This window comes from Sutcliffiella halmapala, assembly GCF_050107295.1.
In the GTDB taxonomy this organism is placed as follows: Bacteria; Bacillota; Bacilli; order Bacillales; family Bacillaceae_I; genus Sutcliffiella_A; species Sutcliffiella_A halmapala_A.
Map to the genome: position 1 here is coordinate 295,234 of NZ_JBNIKR010000001.1, position 17,909 is coordinate 313,142.

The window sequence follows — 17,909 nt, forward strand, 5'->3', positions numbered from 1 at the left end:
ATAAGTTACAGTTATGATGTAATATAGTACGTATAGAGTTATTATTCTGATATATTAGCTAGCAGTAACAGGCAATAATAATGGAGGCATGTCTGATGAGTAATCAAGACCGTGCGCATATTTGGGAGCGCTTCTACGGGCCGAATATGGGCTATATTTATGAAGAGTATGACAAGTATCAGGAGGATCCGGAATCAGTAGACGATACGATTAGAAAATTGTTCGATGAAATGGGTCCGCCGCCGGAAATGGAGTATGGTGTGCAGACGGAGACGTCTTCGTCCGCAAAGAAAGATGCACCAAGTCAAGCTCCACAATCGGCGATCAAAAAAGTCATTGCTGCAACAAAGCTTTTAAGGAATATTCGTACATTAGGCCATCTGGCTGCAAATATAAGCCCGATCCAATTTGAGGAGAAGCATCCTGCAGGGTTTCTGGATGTAGAAACTTATGGATTGAGCAAGGAAGACCTTTTACAGATTCCAGCTGATCTAGTCTGGGAGGATGCACCTGACGCGATTTCCAATGGTTGGGAAGCGTATGAACATCTGAAACGAATCTATACAAGTACCATCGCCTACGAATTTGGCCATATCCACGATGAAGAGGAACAGAACTGGCTTAACAGCTATATCGAGAAGTCCCGTATCCATCAACCGATGTCCAAAGAGGAGCGCATCGAATTGTTCGAGCGTTTGATGCATGTGGACGGATTCGAGAAGTTTTTGCACAAAACTTTTGTCGGTCAGAAACGCTTTTCTATTGAAGGTTTGGATATGCTGGTACCGATGCTCGACAAGCTCGTACAATCCGGCTGTGAGGAAGGTACGAAAAATATCAGCATCGGAATGGCGCATCGTGGCCGTCTGAACGTGCTCGCTCATGTGCTTGGAAAACCGTATGAGTTGATTTTCTCTGAATTCCATCATTCTCCGAACAAGGAGCTTGTGCCTTCGGAGGGTTCTCGTGGAATCAACTTCGGATGGTCCGGAGATGTAAAGTATCATCTTGGAGCAGACCGAAATATTAAAGGCGATAAAGAAAATGTGATCAGCATCCACCTTGCGCACAACCCGAGTCACCTGGAATTTGTCGATCCTGTTGTTCAAGGGTCTGCGCGCGCCTTGCAGGAAGACCGCAGTGAAAAGGGCTATCCGAAGCTGGATGAACAATCTGCTTTCAGCGTATTGATTCATGGAGATGCGGCTTTCCCTGGAGAAGGGGTAGTTGCGGAAACCTTAAACCTGATGAAGCTGAGAGGGTACGCTACTGGCGGAGCAATCCATATTATTGCAAACAACCTGCTAGGTTTCACAACGAACTATCAGGATTCCCGTTCGACCAAATATGCAAGTGATTTGGCAAAAGGCTATGAAATCCCTGTTATCCACGTCAATGCGGATGATCCGGAAAGCTGCTTGGCTGTGATGTATTTTGCCTATCAGTACCGCAAAAAGTTCAATAAGGATATTGTGATCGACCTTGTCGGTTACCGCCGATTCGGTCATAACGAAATGGATGACCCTAATGTGACCCAGCCGTATCTTTATGAAAAAATCAACAATCATCCGACCATTGCCGAGAAGTATGCGAAGGAACTTGTTTCCCGCGGTATTTTAACAGAAGAAGATACGACGAACAAAAAGTCCGAGATGATGAAAAAGTTCCAGGAAACTTTTGATCAATTAAAAGAAAAAGAAAATAAAGAAGAAGTCACCAAATATGTGCCGGTCAAGATCGTTGAACATGTGCCGGAAATGGAGACTGCAGTTTCCGTTGACCTCCTTCGTTCCATTAATGAAAACCTTGCCAAATGGCCTTCCCACTTTAAGGTGTATCCGAAATTGGGACGTATCCTCAAAAAGAGGGAGAGTCTGTTGAGCGAGGAAGGAAAAGTGGATTGGTCACTTGGGGAAACGCTTGCCTTTGCTAGCATCCTTGCAGACGGCACACCGATCCGTTTGACGGGTCAGGATAGTGAGCGTGGAACATTTGCCCACCGCCATCTTGTATTGCATGATCATCAGACGGCAGAAAGATATGTGCCTCTGCATAATATCCCGGAGGCGAAAGCTTCGTTCTCCATCTACAACAGCCCGTTGTCTGAAACTGCGGTACTTGGTTTCGATTACGGATATAGTGTGCAATCACCGGAATCCCTTGTCATCTGGGAAGCGCAGTTCGGCGACTTCGTGAACGTGGCGCAGGTAATCATCGACCAATTCATTGCTGCAGGACGGGCGAAATGGGGCCAGAAATCAAGCCTTGTGATGCTACTGCCTCATGGCTACGAAGGTCAAGGACCGGAGCACTCGAGCGGTCGAGTGGAGCGCTTCCTGAATTCAGCTGCAGAGAACAACTGGATTGTTGCAAACGTAACGAGTGCAGCACAGTATTTCCATCTTTTAAGAAGACAGGCGCTTCTCACGAAAACGGAGGATGCACGTCCATTGATTGTGATGACACCGAAGAGCTTGCTGCGTAATTCCATGACAGTTTCCAACAGCTCCGAATTGAGCGAAGGCTCATTCAAGCTTCTTGTGGAGCAGGAAGAAACCGGGCAGGAAAAGTCCAAGGTTACTAGACTTGTACTATGTACAGGAAAAGTGTCCATCGACCTTGCAAGCAAACTGACGGAGTTGTCTGGAGAAGATGTTGAAAACCTTCATATTGTAAGAGTGGAGCAGCTGTATCCATTCCCGAAAAAGGAAGTGGAAGAGCTTTCCGCCGAGTATCCAAACCTGAAGGAAATCGTATGGGTACAGGAAGAGCCGAAAAACATGGGCGCATGGCCTGTGGTAAAGGCGCCATTGCATGAGATTGCTTCACGTGGCCTGGCTGTTGAATACATTGGACGTCCAAAACGTTCCAGTCCTTCAACCGGGGAGCCACATATTCATAAACAAGAGCAAGCTGGAATTGTACAAGCGGCATTAAATGTTAGCAAAGGGCATGGAGGGGAATTCATATGATCGAAGTTAAAGTACCTGAATTAGCGGAATCCATTACAGAAGGAACAATTGCAGAGTGGACGAAAAGTGTGGGAGAGTCCATCGAAAAAGGCGAGACGATCGCTGAGCTTGAAACGGACAAAGTAAACGTTGAAATTAAAAGTGAGCACACCGGCGTCATCAAGGAATTTCTGTTTGAGCCGGGTGACAACGTAGAGGTTGGTCAGGTTATCGCAGTACTTGGTGAAGCTGGCGAGACAGGCGGATCTGCACCGGCAGAAGAGCCTGCAGCTGCACCAGAAGCACCGAAAGAAGAGAAAGCAGAAGAGCCGAAGCAGGAAGTACCTGCTGCCAAAGCTCCGGAAACAGAGAAGAAATCTGTGGCAACCCGCACTGCTGTCGCATCTCCTGCTGCCCGCAAAAAAGCGCGTGAGCTTGGAATCGACCTGAACGAAGTGAGCTACCGTGATCCGATGGGTCGCGTACGTGTAGAGGATGTTGAAGCGCATCAGGTATCCGTTGAAAAGAAAAAGAGCGAGCCTGCACCTGCAGCTCCTTCTAAACCAGCGGCAGCACCGAAAGTTGCGCAGGATGACCGTATCGAGCGCGTGAAAATGTCCCGCCGCCGCCAAACGATTGCGAAGCGCCTAGTGGAAGCACAGCACACTGCTGCGATGCTCACTACCTTCAATGAAGTGGATATGACGGCCGTTATGGACGTGCGTAACCGCCGAAAAGATGCTTTCTTCAAAAAGAATGGCGTAAAGCTTGGTTTCATGTCCTTCTTCACGAAAGCCGTAATCGGAGCGCTGAAGTCCTTCCCATTATTGAATGCGGAAATCCAGGGCGACGAAATTCTATTGAAGAAGTTCTATGATATCGGTGTGGCAGTTTCCACCGAGGAAGGTCTTGTTGTTCCAGTTGTCCGCGATGCAGACAAACTTAGCTTTGCCGGCATCGAGAAAGAAATCGGTGAGCTAGGTAAAAAAGCGCGTGACAATCAATTGGCTCTGAAAGACCTTCAAGGAGGAACGTTCACCATCACGAATGGAGGAATCTTTGGCTCCCTGTATTCCACTCCAATCCTGAACACACCTCAGGTTGGTATCCTTGGTATGCACACCATCCAACGCCGCCCTGTTGTAGTGGACGACAAGGACACAGTGGAAGTAAGACCGATGATGTACATTGCCCTTTCCTATGACCACCGCATCGTCGACGGAAAGGATGCTGTACAGTTCCTTGTAAAAGTGAAGCAATTGCTAGAGGATCCGGAAGACTTGTTGCTAGAAGGCTGATATAAAGAAGTAAGAACCGCAGTCCTGTGAAGGGGGTGCGGTTTTTTAAATAGGGGTTGCAAAAAATGTCGGAATTTGGGGTTCGGGAGAAAAATAGGTACGTTCGGGCGAAAAGTTCTCAAATTCGGACGTAAATCTTATTTTTCGGGCGCAAATCCGAAATAGCGGGCGCAAATCCCAAAATACGGACGAAACCGTAAAGCTCGTTATAGCTGCGTGGTGAAAAGATGGCCGGGTTTTGCATTTTTTTTGTTAAAAAATACCTCCCAAAAGAAAATTGTCACAATACTACCAATTTACCGACAAAATAAGTATAATCAATAGTAGAATAGAGACACATACGATCAAGGGGGAACTAAAGATATGAAGAAATTAGTAGTGGTGTCGATGACTGCGATTCTGGCAGCGTCCATGATGGCTTGTTCAAATGATAATAGTGCGACAGATACAAAAAAGGAACCTGCACAGCAGACGGAAAGCCCGAAGAGCCCAAGCAAGCAGACAGATCCGGATTGGATTACACCTGTTGGGGAAACAATTTCAACTGAGGGTGGGGACTTTACCTTCCATACTAGAAACGATCAAGTGGAACCAGTGGAAGCGGGGTCTTTGACCCTTGATTTTGACCAGGTTGCAGGAATCAGCGGCGTGCTTTCTCCGGAATTTGCAGATCATGTTGGACAAGATAAACTTGAATATATACAAGTAGATATCCAAGTGACGAATACTTCTAAAGATCCTATTAATTTTGATGCATACCAGGCTACATTGATTACAAGTACCGGAGAAGAAATCACAGCTCCGAACCCGAAATTGGGAGAGCTTCCAGAGGGGAACTTTGCAGGCGAAGAAAAGAAGCAGGCTTCTGTTTTTTATGTGCTGGAAAAATCAAAGGCTGAAGATGTCGAGTGGGTTCGCCTCGTCATGAAAGCCCCTACCAATGAAAACAATGAAAAAGTCGGGGAAGACCTTGATATCAAGGTGGAACTGAAGGGTTGATAGATAGTGAAGGACAAAACCTTGAGAGTACGTCTTCTCAAGGTTTTTGTGTGTCGTCTTTTTCGACGGGGATCCCCATCTCTACTTTTTTCATTTCAATTTCCAATCTTAAATATTCCAGCTCTACTTTTTTCTCCTGCAGTTCATAGCTTTTCTTCTTATCATAGCCGTAATAGATGAGTGATAGCGCAACAATCACAGTAATATAAAACCATAGATCCATCTCTTGTACCTCCATTACCACTCTATACGTTTGACACGTCAATTGGTTCCCCTATTTTTACTATTTAAATGATTGAACAAAACATATTCCGACAACCGTGGTATAGTAAAGATGATAGATACATAGAAGGGAATGAATCGGATGATCAGAGTTGCCTTGCTAAGTAAATGGCATGTGCATGCAGCGGAATATGCAGAGCATGCAAAGAAAAATGAACATGTTGAAATCACGCATGTTTGGGATGAGAAGGAAGAGAGAGGCAGAGAATGGGCAAATGAGCTTGGTGTGGAGTTTGTTCAGGATATCGAGGCCATTTTTAACAATCCTGACATTGACGCAGTCATTGTCGATACCCCTACTTCCATGCATCGGGATGTTATTATCAGAGCAGCGGAAAGCGGAAAGCATATCTTTACAGAAAAAGTGCTGGCAATCACCGTTGAAGATGCAAAGGCTATATTGGAAGCGGTGGAAAAGCATGGCGTGAAGCTAATGGTTTCCTTGCCGCGTTTAACGGCTGACTATTATCTCTATGCGCAGCGAGTGGTGGATGAAGGCTTACTTGGCAAGCTGACGACCATCCGATGCAGGGTGGCGCACAATGGGGCGGTACCATATGAAAATAGTCCACATGGCTGGCTGCCAAAGCATTTTTATAACATGGAGGAATGCGGTGGCGGGGCATTTATAGATTTGGGTGCACATCCGATTTATCTCACGAACCGACTTGGAGGTCAGGCTGTAGCTGTCACCGCAAGGCTTCAACATACACTTGGGTACGAGGTGGATGACAATGCGGTTGCCATTGTGGAATATGTATCAGGTGCCATGGGTATTCTTGAAACGGGATTTGTTGCAAATGGAAGCCCATTTCAAATCCAGTTGTATGGTACTGCGGGGACTCTTCTGATAGAAGATGACAAGATCCGTATTTTCAGCAATCTGATGGAAGAAGGCTGGCATGAAGTGAAAGACCTGCCTACTCCACTGGTTATGCCGATGGACCAGTGGGTGGAGGAAATTCGTACAGGTGAGACACCTAGCATCACACACCAGGACGGATTCAACCTTACCCTCATTAACCACGCGGCAAGATTTTCCCATGATCAGGGAAGAAGAGTGGAAATGAAAGAATTGGTTTAATAATGTAATGTAAAAAACCACCAGTTGGGGTCAGGCCCCTCTTGGTGGTTTTTGTTTATTCTTCGTTTTCACCATCTTCTTTGTTGAACCAGAGCGGGTCCATTTGGTCGACGTCGCCGTTGTAGTTGATGAGAATCTCTTCGCCAGCTTTGATGTCCTTATATGCGTAGAAGTCAAAAGTGTGCTCGTCGAAGTTGATTTCGTACCTGGCATTCGGTTCATACGAGTGGTTAAACAACATTCCGTATCCAAGAAGGATGGCAGAATGGTTCACTCCGTATTCAAACGCGTAATCCGCAAGAGTCGTCTTTTCGATATGTTGATGTTCCTCATTCAAGTATGATATTACTGGTGCTGCGTGGAACATTACGCCTGCTTTTATATCCTGGGTTGCAAAAACCCCTCTATTAAATTCCCCATCGCTAATTGGGGATTTTTTTACCTCGATCATCGTTTATCACCTTCGCCATTCTGTATAGTAAAATAGTCAACCTCTTAAGCGTGCCATTTTTTAGTAAAGAAAGCAACAAGTTAAGTTTTTCCAGATGTTATTATGCCTAAAATCCCAAAGTAACATTTCTAAAATAGGGACTGAATTTGTCTGAATAGGTATAATGGAGAAAAATGGAGTGCAGAGGGGAAGAAACGTGAATAAAACAACAGCGGCAATCGGCTGCTTTTTCATCATGATAGCAGCTTTTCTATATGTACCAAAACACATCACAGCGGCTATCATGATATCCAATATCAACAGTGCCAAAACCAATTATTTCGATGGAGGGTACGAATCCATCTCGACAGGAATCACCTATTGGACTGGGGGAGCGTTGTTTATAGGGGGTGTATTTTTATGCTTGAGTGTTTCAGGATCCCTGATGCAAAAGATGAAGGCCTAGTCGTTGTGTATGTAACAGGAAATCGACTGTTTCTGTCGAATGCAATCATATACAAAATATTAAGGGGATGGCATAGATGAACAGAATCAACCTAATCGCACTTGGCGTAAAGGATATTGCAAAATCTCTCAAATTTTACCGCGAGATCGGCTTTGAAGCTTCTGTAAGAGGACCTGAGGAGGCGCCAGTCATCGTATTTTTCAAAAACCAGGGCACCAAGCTGGAGCTTTACCCGTTGGAACTGTTGGCCAAAGATATCAATGAGGAAAATCCACCTGCACTTTCAACAGTCGGATTCCCTGGCATCACGCTCGCCTATAATGCCAAATCTGAAGAAGAAGTGGACGAGATTTTCCACCGGGTTAAAGAGGTTGGGGCAGAAATTGCCAAAGCGCCGAAAAAGACTGATTGGGGTGGCTATGGCGGTTATTTCCGAGATCCTGACGGGTATTATTGGGAAGTGGCGTACGGGGCCGATTGGCAGTTTGACGAGAATGATATGCTGGTTATAGAGGATTGATTTTACGAAAAAAACGGCCTGGGATGGGAGTCCTGAGCCGTTTTTATCTAGATGAATGTTAGAAAATTTTTACTATGATTTTGATGATGAAATGGAAGTTGACTCGGTGTGTATTCAAACCATACAGCCGATTTTACCCTTTTTTCCACATCCACTTTTATCTCTGCTTCGATGGCAAGCATATACTGTCTCGCTTCTTCCACCGTCATGTTGAACTTTGCTGCAGCTTGAAGATAGGGGTGTTGTAGGGTGAGCAGGTTATAATATTGTTCAGCGGTTTCAGCCTGTTCCATATATGCCATTTCAATTTCTTCAATAAACGAATGGAAGTTGCGTTTTTCTTCGGAAAGTGACATCTGTGCCAATTTCATCAAAAAGCTGTACTTGCTTTCTTGCAATTCAAGTCACCTCTTCTCGGGTATCATCACGAAATTACCAGCTTGCTTTTTTCACACCAGGTATCTGTCCCTTATGTGCATACTCTCTAAATGCTATGCGAGACATTTTGAATTTACGCAAGTATCCTCTAGGACGGCCGGTAACTTCACATCTATTTTTTAAGCGGGTAGGGGAGGAATCACGCGGCAGCTTTCGTAAACCTTCCACGTCTCCTTTGGCAATCAACTCCCGGCGAAGATCTGCATATTTTTCGACTAGCTGCTGGCGCTTTCTCTCTTTAGCTACTTTGGATTTTTTGGCCATAATTAAAACTCTCCTTAGGTTTGTTTTGTGAAAATAAGAATCATTACGTTTTATTAAAACATAGGAGGGTTTTTGAAGCAACATTTTTAACTCATAAATAAAATTTATCCATTAATTAGGACGGAATGATATAATTAGATGAAGGTGACTATAAACAGAGAAGTCTTTATATAAATTATTTACATAGGAAATTTTATGTTGACGGAGTGATTACATGCAGATGCGCACGCGCTTTATTAAAGGCATTCCCAACATGTTCACGCTTGGGAATTTATTTTGTGGATTTTTATCGATAGGTTTTGCGGCGAACGCCCAGTACAGCAACGCTGCCATTTTAATATTGATCGGGATGATGCTCGATAGTATGGATGGAAGGCTTGCCCGTATGCTTAAAGCAGACAGTAATCTCGGAAAAGAATTGGATTCGCTTGCGGATGTGGTGACCTTCGGAGTGGCGCCATCCTTTTTGGTGTATTATACATATTTCTATCAATTTGAATTACTCGGACTTGCCATCGCAGGATTATTTCCATTGTTTGGAGCATACCGTCTGGCACGATTCAATGTAAGTCCGCCGAATTCATCCGGAAAATATTTTACGGGAGTTCCAATCACAGCAGCAGGTGGAATAATGGCCCTGCTCACCCTTTTCGGTGAATATATCCCGCAAATTGTAACAACTGTCATTTTCACGGCACTATGCTTTTTGATGGTCAGCCGCATAAAAATTCCAAGCTTCAAGGAAGTGCCATTGCCGAAATACGGCACCATCGTCACCGTGTTCCTTGGGTGCTTGCTGTTTATCATCTACCAAGGTACCTATCAGCAATATCCATATCTGATCTATATCGCGATTCCTTTATATATTGCCTACCTGGCGTACCGTTTTGTAAAAGGGAAGAATAAAAAGGAAATCGATTGAGCAAAAGAGAGTCTGGTCCGACAATGGTCGGTACCAGATTTTTTTTTGCGTCAGGGATTATGATTGAGGTTTTTATGTTTTTTGTCTACTGAGAGGGCGCCCAGATAGTTAGTGTGGTAGTTGGAACAGAATGATACCTTCACTCCGGGAAAAACCAGGAAGAGAGGGAATCAAAGCGGAGTAATGATGCCTTCACTTCACGCAAAACCCGATAGTGAGGGAATCAAAACGCCAGAATGATGCCTTCACTCTGCACAAAACCATTTAATGAGGGAATCAAAGCGACGTAATGATACCTTCACTCCCCACAAAACCAAGTAGTGAAGATATTAACCCCCAAGTAAGACCTTTCTACTAAAAAATCCACTAACTTATCACCCTTACCCCATTTAGACTATCCCGAAAAACCACAGTTAATATGTATTTCGCAAACATTAAAAAAAACCCTTGAACTTTCCGTTAACGTAAATGGTAATATAAAAATATATCTAAATATTCTAACAAAGAAGGTTTTGCAGAATGTTCACAATCACCCAACTTGCAAAGGAATTTCAGGTGTCGACACGTACCATCCGCTATTATGAAGAGTTAGGACTTATCAACCCGGATAGAACGGATGGAAACCAACGTGTGTTTTCGAAACGGGAGCACGCCAGGCTCAGACTGATCATCCGGGGAAAGCGGTTCGGCTTTCAACTTGAGGAGATCAAGGAGATGGTGGTGCTGTTCGACGAGGATCGTACAGGGGAAAAGCAACTCGAGAAAACGATTGAGTATGGAACGAAGAAAGTAAAAGAAGTGGAAAATCGCATCCGGGAACTGACCGAACTGAAGGAGGAAATGCAGCGTTTGCTGAAGAGTTTTAACGAAAAAATCGACAAGGGGAGATGAGGGAGATGGGAAAAGAGCGTAATTTTTTCACGGAGGATAAGCATTTGCAGGCGGTACTTCAAAAATATCTGGAGCCTTCCTTTTATCAATGGGCGAAAGGGGAACTGGCAGAGTTCGGGGAGAGCTGTGCCAATGAGATTGACGAAAGAGCGGTGCATACTGACCGGGAAGGACAACCAAAACTCATCAAATATAACCGGATGGGGAAGGACATATCGGAGGTCTGGGTCAATGAGGGATACAAGAAAACAGTCGAAGAAACTTACAACAGGGGCATTGTCGGCTATGTCCATAAAGAAATTCCGGAGCTTGGTAAGCAGGGGAACTATCTGTATTCCTATGCACAGGGCTATCTTTTATCACAATCGGAACCCGGTTTCTATTGTCCGGTGACATTAACGATGGCAACCGCCTACTTGCTCGAGCATTATGCGGACGACGATGTAAAGGGGAGATTTCTGCCACATGTTATTTCAACAGGAGAAGTGGATCTTTATGAAGGAGCAACCTTCCTTACCGAACGGCAGGGTGGTTCGGATGTGGGGGCAAACGAGACAAAGGCTGTCCTTCAGGAGGATGGCCATTACCTTCTCCAAGGGGAAAAATACTTTGCCTCCAACGCCGGCCAGTGTGGGGTAGCCATGGTGCTTGCAAGGATCGAAGGGGCACCGGCAGGGTCGAAGGGGCTCAGCCTGTTTGCCGTTCCTTGGAAGCGGGATGATGGTTCATCGTATGGGATACAGATCCGCAGGCTTAAGGACAAACTGGGCGTTAGGGCCGTTCCATCGGCTGAAGTAGTGTTTGAAGGAGCAGAAGCGTATTTGGTCGGGGAACCATCCAAAGGCATCTACTATATGATGGAGGCGTTGAATTTATCGAGAGTATGTAATGCAGTAGCTTCAATAGGCATCATGAGAAGGGCTTATGTGGAAGCGAGGGAGTATGCAAGAAATCGCCATACCTTTGGAGATCATTTGATCAATTTCCCGATGATTCGGGAGTCACTTGTACAGATGGCCGTAAAATTGGAGGTCGAAACAAGCGCGCTGTTCGAGCTGATTGCCTTGTTTGACCGGGTCATGAGGGAGGTCGGAACCGTTTCGGAGAAGGATGTGGCATTGAACAGGCTCCTCATTGCCCTGTTGAAAAAGGAGACAGCAGAGCAGGCGGTCCATTATTCCCATGAGGCGATCGAGATGCATGGTGGGAATGGATTCATCGAGGACTTTGTCACTCCAAGGCTGCTTAGGGATGCACAGGTGTTGACAGTATGGGAGGGAACGGCTAATATCCTGGGCTTAGAGGTATTGCGTTTGATGAAAAAGTATCACGTACATCGGCTTTTCGTGGAGGAAATGCGCTCAAGGCTTTCCAATATCGGGAATGTCGCAGAAGACCTGTGCGAGCCTGTGGAGTCCGCGATTTCCACCCTGGTGGAGCTCTGCGATTATGTAGCAAGCTGCACCAGTGATCTGCAAACCTTCCATTCCAAAAAAATCGCCAATATGATGGTGAAGATTTATGAAAGTGTTGTTGCGTTGGAGGGTGCAGCTTCCGGGGATTCACGCGAAATAGCCAAAGCGGAGATATTCCTTGCGCAGACTTGGAATGGAGTTACATGGATTGACCGTGAAAACAAAACGCTGAAGCATTTTGACTCGATTGTAGAATGGGAGAAGAAAGGGCTGGAGGTCTAATCATTTTTTCAAACTTCCACTCTATGAATTTATCACTTACAAAAAAAGACGAAAAAAAACCTTCCACTATTTTGGAAGGTTTTTTTGATATAGACAACGTTAAAGAGTCATTAAGCCGCCTTATTAGTTGCTTTTGCATGGTCTTCATGGCGGTGAATCAATATCTGTCTTACATACCAGCCAAGAACTACCGCTGTAAGAGAGAAACCGATCATTACAGAAAGCCCGTAACTTAAATGCAATCCTTCAGGAGCGTAGAAAATATACGTGCATACGACCCCGGTCATGAACATTGCTGGCACTCCGCAGATCCAGTGAAGCTTCTGGTTTTTCAACAGATACATCGTTGCTGTCCAAAGCATCACGGTTGCCACCACCTGGTTTGTCCAGCCGACATAGCGCCAGAGGAAGGTGTAGTCGATCGTAGCGAGGAAAAGGGCTGGAGCAGCAACTGACAAAGTCAAGAACAACACCTTCACTTTTCCATCCATGTTAAAAAACTTGGATAAGCCTTCCGTCAGAATCATACGGGATGATCTTAAGGCTGTATCGCCGGTTGTGATAGGAAGGATGATGACACCAAGAATGGCCAGGATCCCGCCAAGTGTTCCAAGCAGGGAAATGGAAATCTCGTTGACTACATAGGATGGACCGCCTTGTGCAAGAGCTTCCTGCAAGCCGCCGGTTCCGTTGAAGAATGTCATTCCCGCTGCCGCCCAAACAAGGGCGATGACGCCTTCAATGACCATCGCACCGTAGAAGATTTTCCGTCCATGGGATTCCTTTTTCATGGTACACGCCACAATCGGACTTTGTGTACAATGGAAGCCGGAAATTGCACCGCAGGAGATAGTAACCATCAACAATGGCCAGATCGGAAGCTCCTGTGGATGCATATTGGCAAGAGTCAGGTTCGGGATCGGGTTGTCCTGAAAAAGAAGTGAGACACCGATTGCCACGGCCATGAATAGCAGAATACCTCCAAGCAATGGATAAATTTTTCCGATGATGCGGTTGATCGGCAACAGTGTCGCCAGTAGGAAATAACCGAAAATAATCAATAATGCCACTGTAAAACTGAGTGGTGTCAGCTGTGCAATCAACTGTGCCGGTCCAGCCGTGAATGCAGCTGCAACAAGCACGCTCAGCACAAGGGAAACAACGGTTATCAGGGATTTTACTGTATTCCCCAAATAACGGCCCACAATGGAAGGATATTGAGCACCGCCGTGTCGCATGGACAGCATGCCGGAGAAATAATCGTGGACAGCCCCTGCAAATATCGTACCGATGACAATCCAGATGAAGGCGACAGGGCCGTAAAGCGCCCCCATAACCGCGCCGTAGATCGGCCCGAGGCCTGCAATATTTAATAGCTGAATCAGGTTGCCCCGCCACCAGTTCATTGGGACAAAATCGAAATTGTCACGCTTTGTATAAGCGGGGGTCTGATTGTTGTCATCTATTACAAAAACCCGTTCTACAAATTTGGAATAAACGGCATATCCTGCAATCAATAAAAGTAGAGCTCCAAAAAAAGTAATCAAGCTGTTCGCCTCCTGTTGTCGAATGTTTTAGAATTATGAAACATTTTAACATGATTAGGCGTGAAAACAACAGATTTTTCTGAAAAATAGGAAAAAAGGTAGTTAGTTATTGTCCGGATGGCTTTGGAAGACTTATTGATTCGAGACAGGATATGAATTACAATGGGAATACCTAGGAAGTTGATTGCTTCTTCTGAGAATGATTTGTGAGTGATGTCTGTTGAGCTATTTTTCCAACTTTAAAAATAAATCTACCATATACCTTTTCACTATATCTCTATTGGGATGCAGTCTATTTATCATTCAAGCTGATTTTTCTCTGCGACATATCTATTTAAATATCCCACTTTACATATTATTGGTGATTGCGATTCTACTTTTGAATCGATATATCATGGTACTTCCTCTTAAAGGAAATTCTCTTAGTATGGATTCCTCCATTTATTTGGCTACCCTTTTTATTTTCGGTTTGGAGTATACATTATGTTTATTATTGGTCAGCAGTGTGCTTGATGGATTCATAAGACCAAGCATGTCCTGGTGGAAACATGTATTTAATTTTTCTCTCTTCACTTTGATGATAATTGGAGCCGATCGTGTTTTTAAGTTGATGGAAGGGAGCTATGGAGTTTTGCATGCAGATCATGTTTTGCCCTACATTTCTTCCATGCTTTGCTACTTTCTAATAAATGTTCTATTGATAGTCGGTTTTTTTTCTCTGCAGTCATCTCATAACTTCTATGTTCAAATCCAAGAAATACTTAAAGAATCTGCTATCAATTATCTAATAACATTAGCAGTAGCTTTTGTTTTGTCCATCTTGCTAGAACGTGCACCGGTATTTGGTATCATGATTTTTACTATCATCATTCTCTTTGTTTCTATAACATTCAGAAAATATTTCTTTCTCTACGAAAAAATGAGCAAAGACAAAATCTATCAAGAACAGATCCTCAACTCCCTTCCGGTTGGAATCATTACGGTGGACAATGACTCTACCAACTTTTCGCTGAATACTGCTGCATCTTCAATATTGGAAATGGATGGAGAAAAGGTGAAAGAGATAGTCAGTGGGAATGAAAGGGATGATTCTATTAACGGTTCGTTTTGGAGGATTCTTGCTTCCAAAAAGATCTGCCAAAATATTAAAGTTCCTTATGTGAAAGAGGGCAGGGACCATTATCTCCTAGTCTCTCAATCCGAACTGCTTGACCAGGAGAGAGCACTGATCGGACGAATCTTTCATTTTATAGATATTACAGCTACTGCCGAACTCGAGAAGCGGATCCATCAATCGGAAAAGCTTGCCGTTCTCGGGGAGCTTGCTGCAGGGGCGGCACATGAAATCAGGAATCCGCTCACGGTGATTCACGGATTTGTATCCTTGATGAAGCAATCCTTCACTGAAAAAGATAAAAGTAAGTATCAAATCCCTCTACTTCTTAAGGAATTTGATCGGATTAACACAATCGTGGAGGAAATGCTGATGATAGCAAAGCCTGGTGCACCTGTGTTAAAAAGTGTATTCCTGGAGGATATCGTAAATGAAATTCCATATAATCCAGCAGTTCAAGAAGGGATTTCCTTGCATGTAGAGTTGGAAAGGGTACCACTCATGGTGGACGCGAAACAGATGAAGCAGGTATTCTACAATCTGATCCGCAATGGCAGAGAGGCAATGGAGGGTGAAGGGGTGATCACCATTTATTCCAAGCAGTTCGAAAATGTCTACCAGATATTTGTGAAGGATACGGGTTCAGGCATATCCGAAAAGATGAAACAAACGATCTTTGATCCGTTTGTCACCTCGAAAGATACAGGAACTGGTCTGGGACTGACCATTGTCCAACGCATCATTGAGAACCATCATGGTAAAATAGAGGTGCAGGAAAGCTCTGCGGCAGGGACGACTTTTCTTATCACGCTGCCGCTGCCCTCCAACTAATGTACGTTAAAAAAAGGAATGATAGCTATGTATTTATCCATAAAAGAGACAGCTGAATATTTATCCTGCTCTACCTCGTATGTGGAAAGCCTGATTCAGCAAAAGAAGATTCGTGCCATATTCGATGGCAAGAATTACTTGATCAATAAGGATCAGTTTGCCACCCATTTGAAGCAGATGGAAAAGTATAAAGAGCTTGTAGAAGAGCTTCGCAATGAGCCGGTACCGGAAGATATTGATATTAAGGATGAGGATTGAAAAAAGCGCCATTTTCAAAGTAAAAGGGTAACGAATCAGATTAATTCGTTACCCTTTTTTTGATAACACGGCAGTTTCATGATTTGATTTACTCGGACATATTTTGGTTTAGGCTATTGGAAAAGACTTATCTGAATACCTATTAACTTTCTGGTAGGTGTAAAAGGTCTTCTGGAAAAGTGGTAGGTTACTCTAAATGCTTTGGCGGAGGTATAACATGCTCATGCCTTTTTACCTCTGAAAAGATTGAATGTTTTTCTGGTCTCTTCACGATGTTTGGAGGGAGTTGACCCGCAGGTGATTTTTGATGAATATAATCCAAAATAACCTGAATATCTTTTTTAGTTGCATATTCGGCATATTCTTTTAGTACATACCCTAATTGCCCACTAGGCTCAATTGTTGCTGTGTGTACATCACTAATTCTAGAAATGCTATCTTGACGTAATCGCATTTCCAATTGGTCAACAGTAATGCGTAACTTTTTTAAATTCTTTTCAATTATTTCTCCATTTTCTATAACATCTATTCCTTTTCCACTTATGAAGGTTTCGAACCTATCAAATTTTATCTGTAAGCGTTCTATTGTTATTAAGACCAATACAAGTAATAATGCGATTAAAAAGGTTACCCAGATGTTTTTCTCTGTTACTGGCTGAATCATTAAATTCCCTATAGATATCATCAGGACTGTTTGTGCAACTGTCAGTTGAGAAATGGATTTTCTTCCAGCTAATCTCAAAATAAGAAACCCAACAATCACAATAAGTACCGCTTTCCAAATCCAATCAAAATCCAAGACAACTGCCTCCTAATGTAATTACTTACTAACTAGCGTAACAAAATAATGGAAAATTATTCTCAAATGGAGGCATTTGAGCTTGGTCTAGGCTTAAAATAGGAATTCTTAATATGAGATTTATTGATAAATGCATAAGACTCAAAAAATGATCAGTGGGTTTAAACCACTGATCATTTTTAGTGTGAATTTTCCACTTTTCGGCGCTTATTCCCCTTTTTTATAAAGCAATGGATTAATCTGAGTTTGTGCAAGGTCGCCTGCTTCCAACCCAGGCAGCCATGCTTGCAGGTCCCCGCGTCTGGCATTGCTGTCAGGCTCGGCTACACGTGTCCCGTCTGCGTAGTAGATGACCGTCATGACTTTGCGCATGGTATCTGTCGGATTGCCGGGTGCGTTGTGGAGCGTCCAGCCTGCATGGAACGTCGCATCTCCTGCAGCCATCGCCCCGTAGGTGACCGTCTCCAACCCTTTTCCTTTTACGTATTGATCCAGGGTGCGGTGTGATTCATCGGATATGACCACCTTGCTGATATATCCCGTTTTATGTGATTCTGAGGCGAAAGTCATAGAGCCGACCTTCTCGCTGATCGGAACGAGTGGGATCCACATGGTGATGGTCTTATCCGTATCAAGCGGCCAGTAGATCTGGTCCTGATGCCACGGTGTATGGCCACCATGAGGCTCTTTGTATAGTGCCTGGTCGTGATAGATCCGGACACCATCCACTCCCATCAACTCCGCTGCAATCTTGGCAAAACGCTTTGCCAGAACAAATCGTGCGATAGCCTCGCTCTGCTCCCACAGGCGTCCGATCTGGATGAATGCCTTTCCGTATGTATCCCTTTCCTCGACAGGCTTATCGTGATAATTCAATTCTTTGACCCAGAGGCTGATGATAGGTTCATAAATATCAATTTCATCTGGTTTTGCCACATTCCGCAACAGGATGTGTCCTTTTTTCTGATAGCTTTCAATCTGTTCCTTTGTCAGGTCATAGCTTTCCACCAGGGATGGCAATGTGCTCAAGTCGATATTTTCTTTTACTGTCATTATCCTGCACCTCTTTTTATAGTTTGGTAGCTTAACTATAAATCCAAAATGAGAGGCTTGGCTTT

Annotated in this window: 18 protein-coding genes; 11 read left to right on the forward strand and 7 right to left on the reverse strand. The window is 44.1% G+C overall.

Translation table 11 applies throughout. The features are described from left to right. Positions 1-95 precede the first annotated feature (95 nt). From ACQCT5_RS01470 to ACQCT5_RS01480, 3 genes are all read left to right on the forward strand, one after another. Entirely contained in the window at positions 96-2,972 is a 2,877-nt protein-coding gene (locus ACQCT5_RS01470) for a 2-oxoglutarate dehydrogenase E1 component (RefSeq protein WP_499638259.1), read from the forward strand. Then, complete coding sequence (gene odhB, locus ACQCT5_RS01475; protein WP_499638261.1) at positions 2,969-4,249, forward strand: 2-oxoglutarate dehydrogenase complex dihydrolipoyllysine-residue succinyltransferase; 1,281 nt, start codon at positions 2,969-2,971, stop codon at positions 4,247-4,249. Before ACQCT5_RS01470 ends, odhB begins: the two co-directional genes overlap by 4 nt. A 363-nt stretch (positions 4,250-4,612) precedes the next feature. Further along, the gene (locus ACQCT5_RS01480) at positions 4,613-5,248 is read left to right on the forward strand and encodes a hypothetical protein (protein WP_499638264.1); all 636 of its coding nucleotides are present in this window, start codon (positions 4,613-4,615) and stop codon (positions 5,246-5,248) included. Positions 5,249-5,285: 37 nt separating this feature from the next. Here the strand turns inward: ACQCT5_RS01480 and ACQCT5_RS01485 are convergent, their stop codons facing one another. Beyond that, positions 5,286-5,471, reverse strand: coding sequence for a hypothetical protein (locus tag ACQCT5_RS01485; RefSeq protein ID WP_499638267.1), 186 nt, complete (start codon positions 5,469-5,471; stop codon positions 5,286-5,288). A gap of 141 nt (positions 5,472-5,612) precedes the next feature. Here ACQCT5_RS01485 and ACQCT5_RS01490 point away from each other — a divergent pair, with 141 nt between their 5' ends. Beyond that, positions 5,613-6,614 carry a Gfo/Idh/MocA family protein gene (locus tag ACQCT5_RS01490; RefSeq protein WP_499638270.1) on the forward strand — a complete coding sequence of 334 codons (1,002 nt, stop codon included), beginning with the start codon at positions 5,613-5,615 and terminating at the stop codon, positions 6,612-6,614. A 55-nt stretch (positions 6,615-6,669) separates the two neighbouring features. Here the strand turns inward: ACQCT5_RS01490 and ACQCT5_RS01495 are convergent, their stop codons facing one another. After that, positions 6,670-7,065 (reverse strand): SET domain-containing protein, encoded by a 396-nt coding sequence (locus tag ACQCT5_RS01495; RefSeq protein ID WP_499638273.1) that lies wholly within the window; start codon positions 7,063-7,065, stop codon positions 6,670-6,672. Between the two features lie 196 nt (positions 7,066-7,261). Here ACQCT5_RS01495 and ACQCT5_RS01500 point away from each other — a divergent pair, with 196 nt between their 5' ends. After that, complete coding sequence (locus ACQCT5_RS01500) at positions 7,262-7,510, forward strand: hypothetical protein (RefSeq protein WP_499638276.1); 249 nt, start codon at positions 7,262-7,264, stop codon at positions 7,508-7,510. 76 nt (positions 7,511-7,586) lie between these two features. After that, positions 7,587-8,030 (forward strand): VOC family protein, encoded by a 444-nt coding sequence (locus tag ACQCT5_RS01505; RefSeq protein WP_499638279.1) that lies wholly within the window; start codon positions 7,587-7,589, stop codon positions 8,028-8,030. Positions 8,031-8,077: 47 nt separating this feature from the next. Here the strand turns inward: ACQCT5_RS01505 and ACQCT5_RS01510 are convergent, their stop codons facing one another. Together ACQCT5_RS01510 and rpsN are read right to left on the reverse strand one after the other, a co-directional pair. Further along, positions 8,078-8,428, reverse strand: a complete 351-nt coding sequence (locus tag ACQCT5_RS01510; protein WP_499638282.1) for a hypothetical protein — start codon at positions 8,426-8,428, stop codon at positions 8,078-8,080. Between the two features lie 34 nt (positions 8,429-8,462). Further along, complete coding sequence (rpsN, locus tag ACQCT5_RS01515; protein WP_499638284.1) at positions 8,463-8,732, reverse strand: 30S ribosomal protein S14; 270 nt, start codon at positions 8,730-8,732, stop codon at positions 8,463-8,465. Between the two features lie 214 nt (positions 8,733-8,946). On the opposite strand from rpsN, the gene pssA reads away from it, so the two are divergent. From pssA to ACQCT5_RS01530, 3 genes are all read left to right on the forward strand, one after another. Beyond that, positions 8,947-9,654 (forward strand): CDP-diacylglycerol--serine O-phosphatidyltransferase, encoded by a 708-nt coding sequence (gene pssA / locus ACQCT5_RS01520; protein WP_499638287.1) that lies wholly within the window; start codon positions 8,947-8,949, stop codon positions 9,652-9,654. A gap of 519 nt (positions 9,655-10,173) precedes the next feature. Then, positions 10,174-10,545, forward strand: a complete 372-nt coding sequence (locus ACQCT5_RS01525; protein ID WP_499638290.1) for a MerR family transcriptional regulator — start codon at positions 10,174-10,176, stop codon at positions 10,543-10,545. A 5-nt stretch (positions 10,546-10,550) separates the two neighbouring features. Continuing rightward, a complete protein-coding gene (locus tag ACQCT5_RS01530; protein WP_499638293.1) occupies positions 10,551-12,242 on the forward strand; it encodes an acyl-CoA dehydrogenase family protein in 1,692 nt (563 codons plus the stop codon). Between the two features lie 110 nt (positions 12,243-12,352). Here ACQCT5_RS01530 and ACQCT5_RS01535 read toward each other — a convergent pair whose 3' ends face one another. Then, positions 12,353-13,789, reverse strand: a complete 1,437-nt coding sequence (locus tag ACQCT5_RS01535) for a carbon starvation CstA family protein (RefSeq protein ID WP_499638296.1) — start codon at positions 13,787-13,789, stop codon at positions 12,353-12,355. Between the two features lie 427 nt (positions 13,790-14,216). Here ACQCT5_RS01535 and ACQCT5_RS01540 point away from each other — a divergent pair, with 427 nt between their 5' ends. Together ACQCT5_RS01540 and ACQCT5_RS01545 are read left to right on the forward strand one after the other, a co-directional pair. Further along, on the forward strand, positions 14,217-15,734 hold the full coding sequence (locus tag ACQCT5_RS01540) for a two-component system sensor histidine kinase NtrB (RefSeq protein ID WP_499638298.1): 1,518 nt from the start codon (positions 14,217-14,219) through the stop codon (positions 15,732-15,734). Between the two features lie 27 nt (positions 15,735-15,761). Next, the gene (locus ACQCT5_RS01545; RefSeq protein ID WP_499638301.1) at positions 15,762-15,992 is read left to right on the forward strand and encodes an excisionase family DNA-binding protein; all 231 of its coding nucleotides are present in this window, start codon (positions 15,762-15,764) and stop codon (positions 15,990-15,992) included. 187 nt (positions 15,993-16,179) lie between these two features. On the opposite strand, the gene ACQCT5_RS01550 is transcribed toward ACQCT5_RS01545, so the two are convergent. After that, positions 16,180-16,791: a DUF421 domain-containing protein gene (locus ACQCT5_RS01550; RefSeq protein WP_499638303.1), complete on the reverse strand. Its 612-nt coding sequence runs from the start codon at positions 16,789-16,791 to the stop codon at positions 16,180-16,182. Between the two features lie 207 nt (positions 16,792-16,998). Beyond that, a complete protein-coding gene (locus tag ACQCT5_RS01555) occupies positions 16,999-17,844 on the reverse strand; it encodes a phytanoyl-CoA dioxygenase family protein (RefSeq protein ID WP_499638306.1) in 846 nt (281 codons plus the stop codon). Positions 17,845-17,909 lie beyond the last annotated feature (65 nt).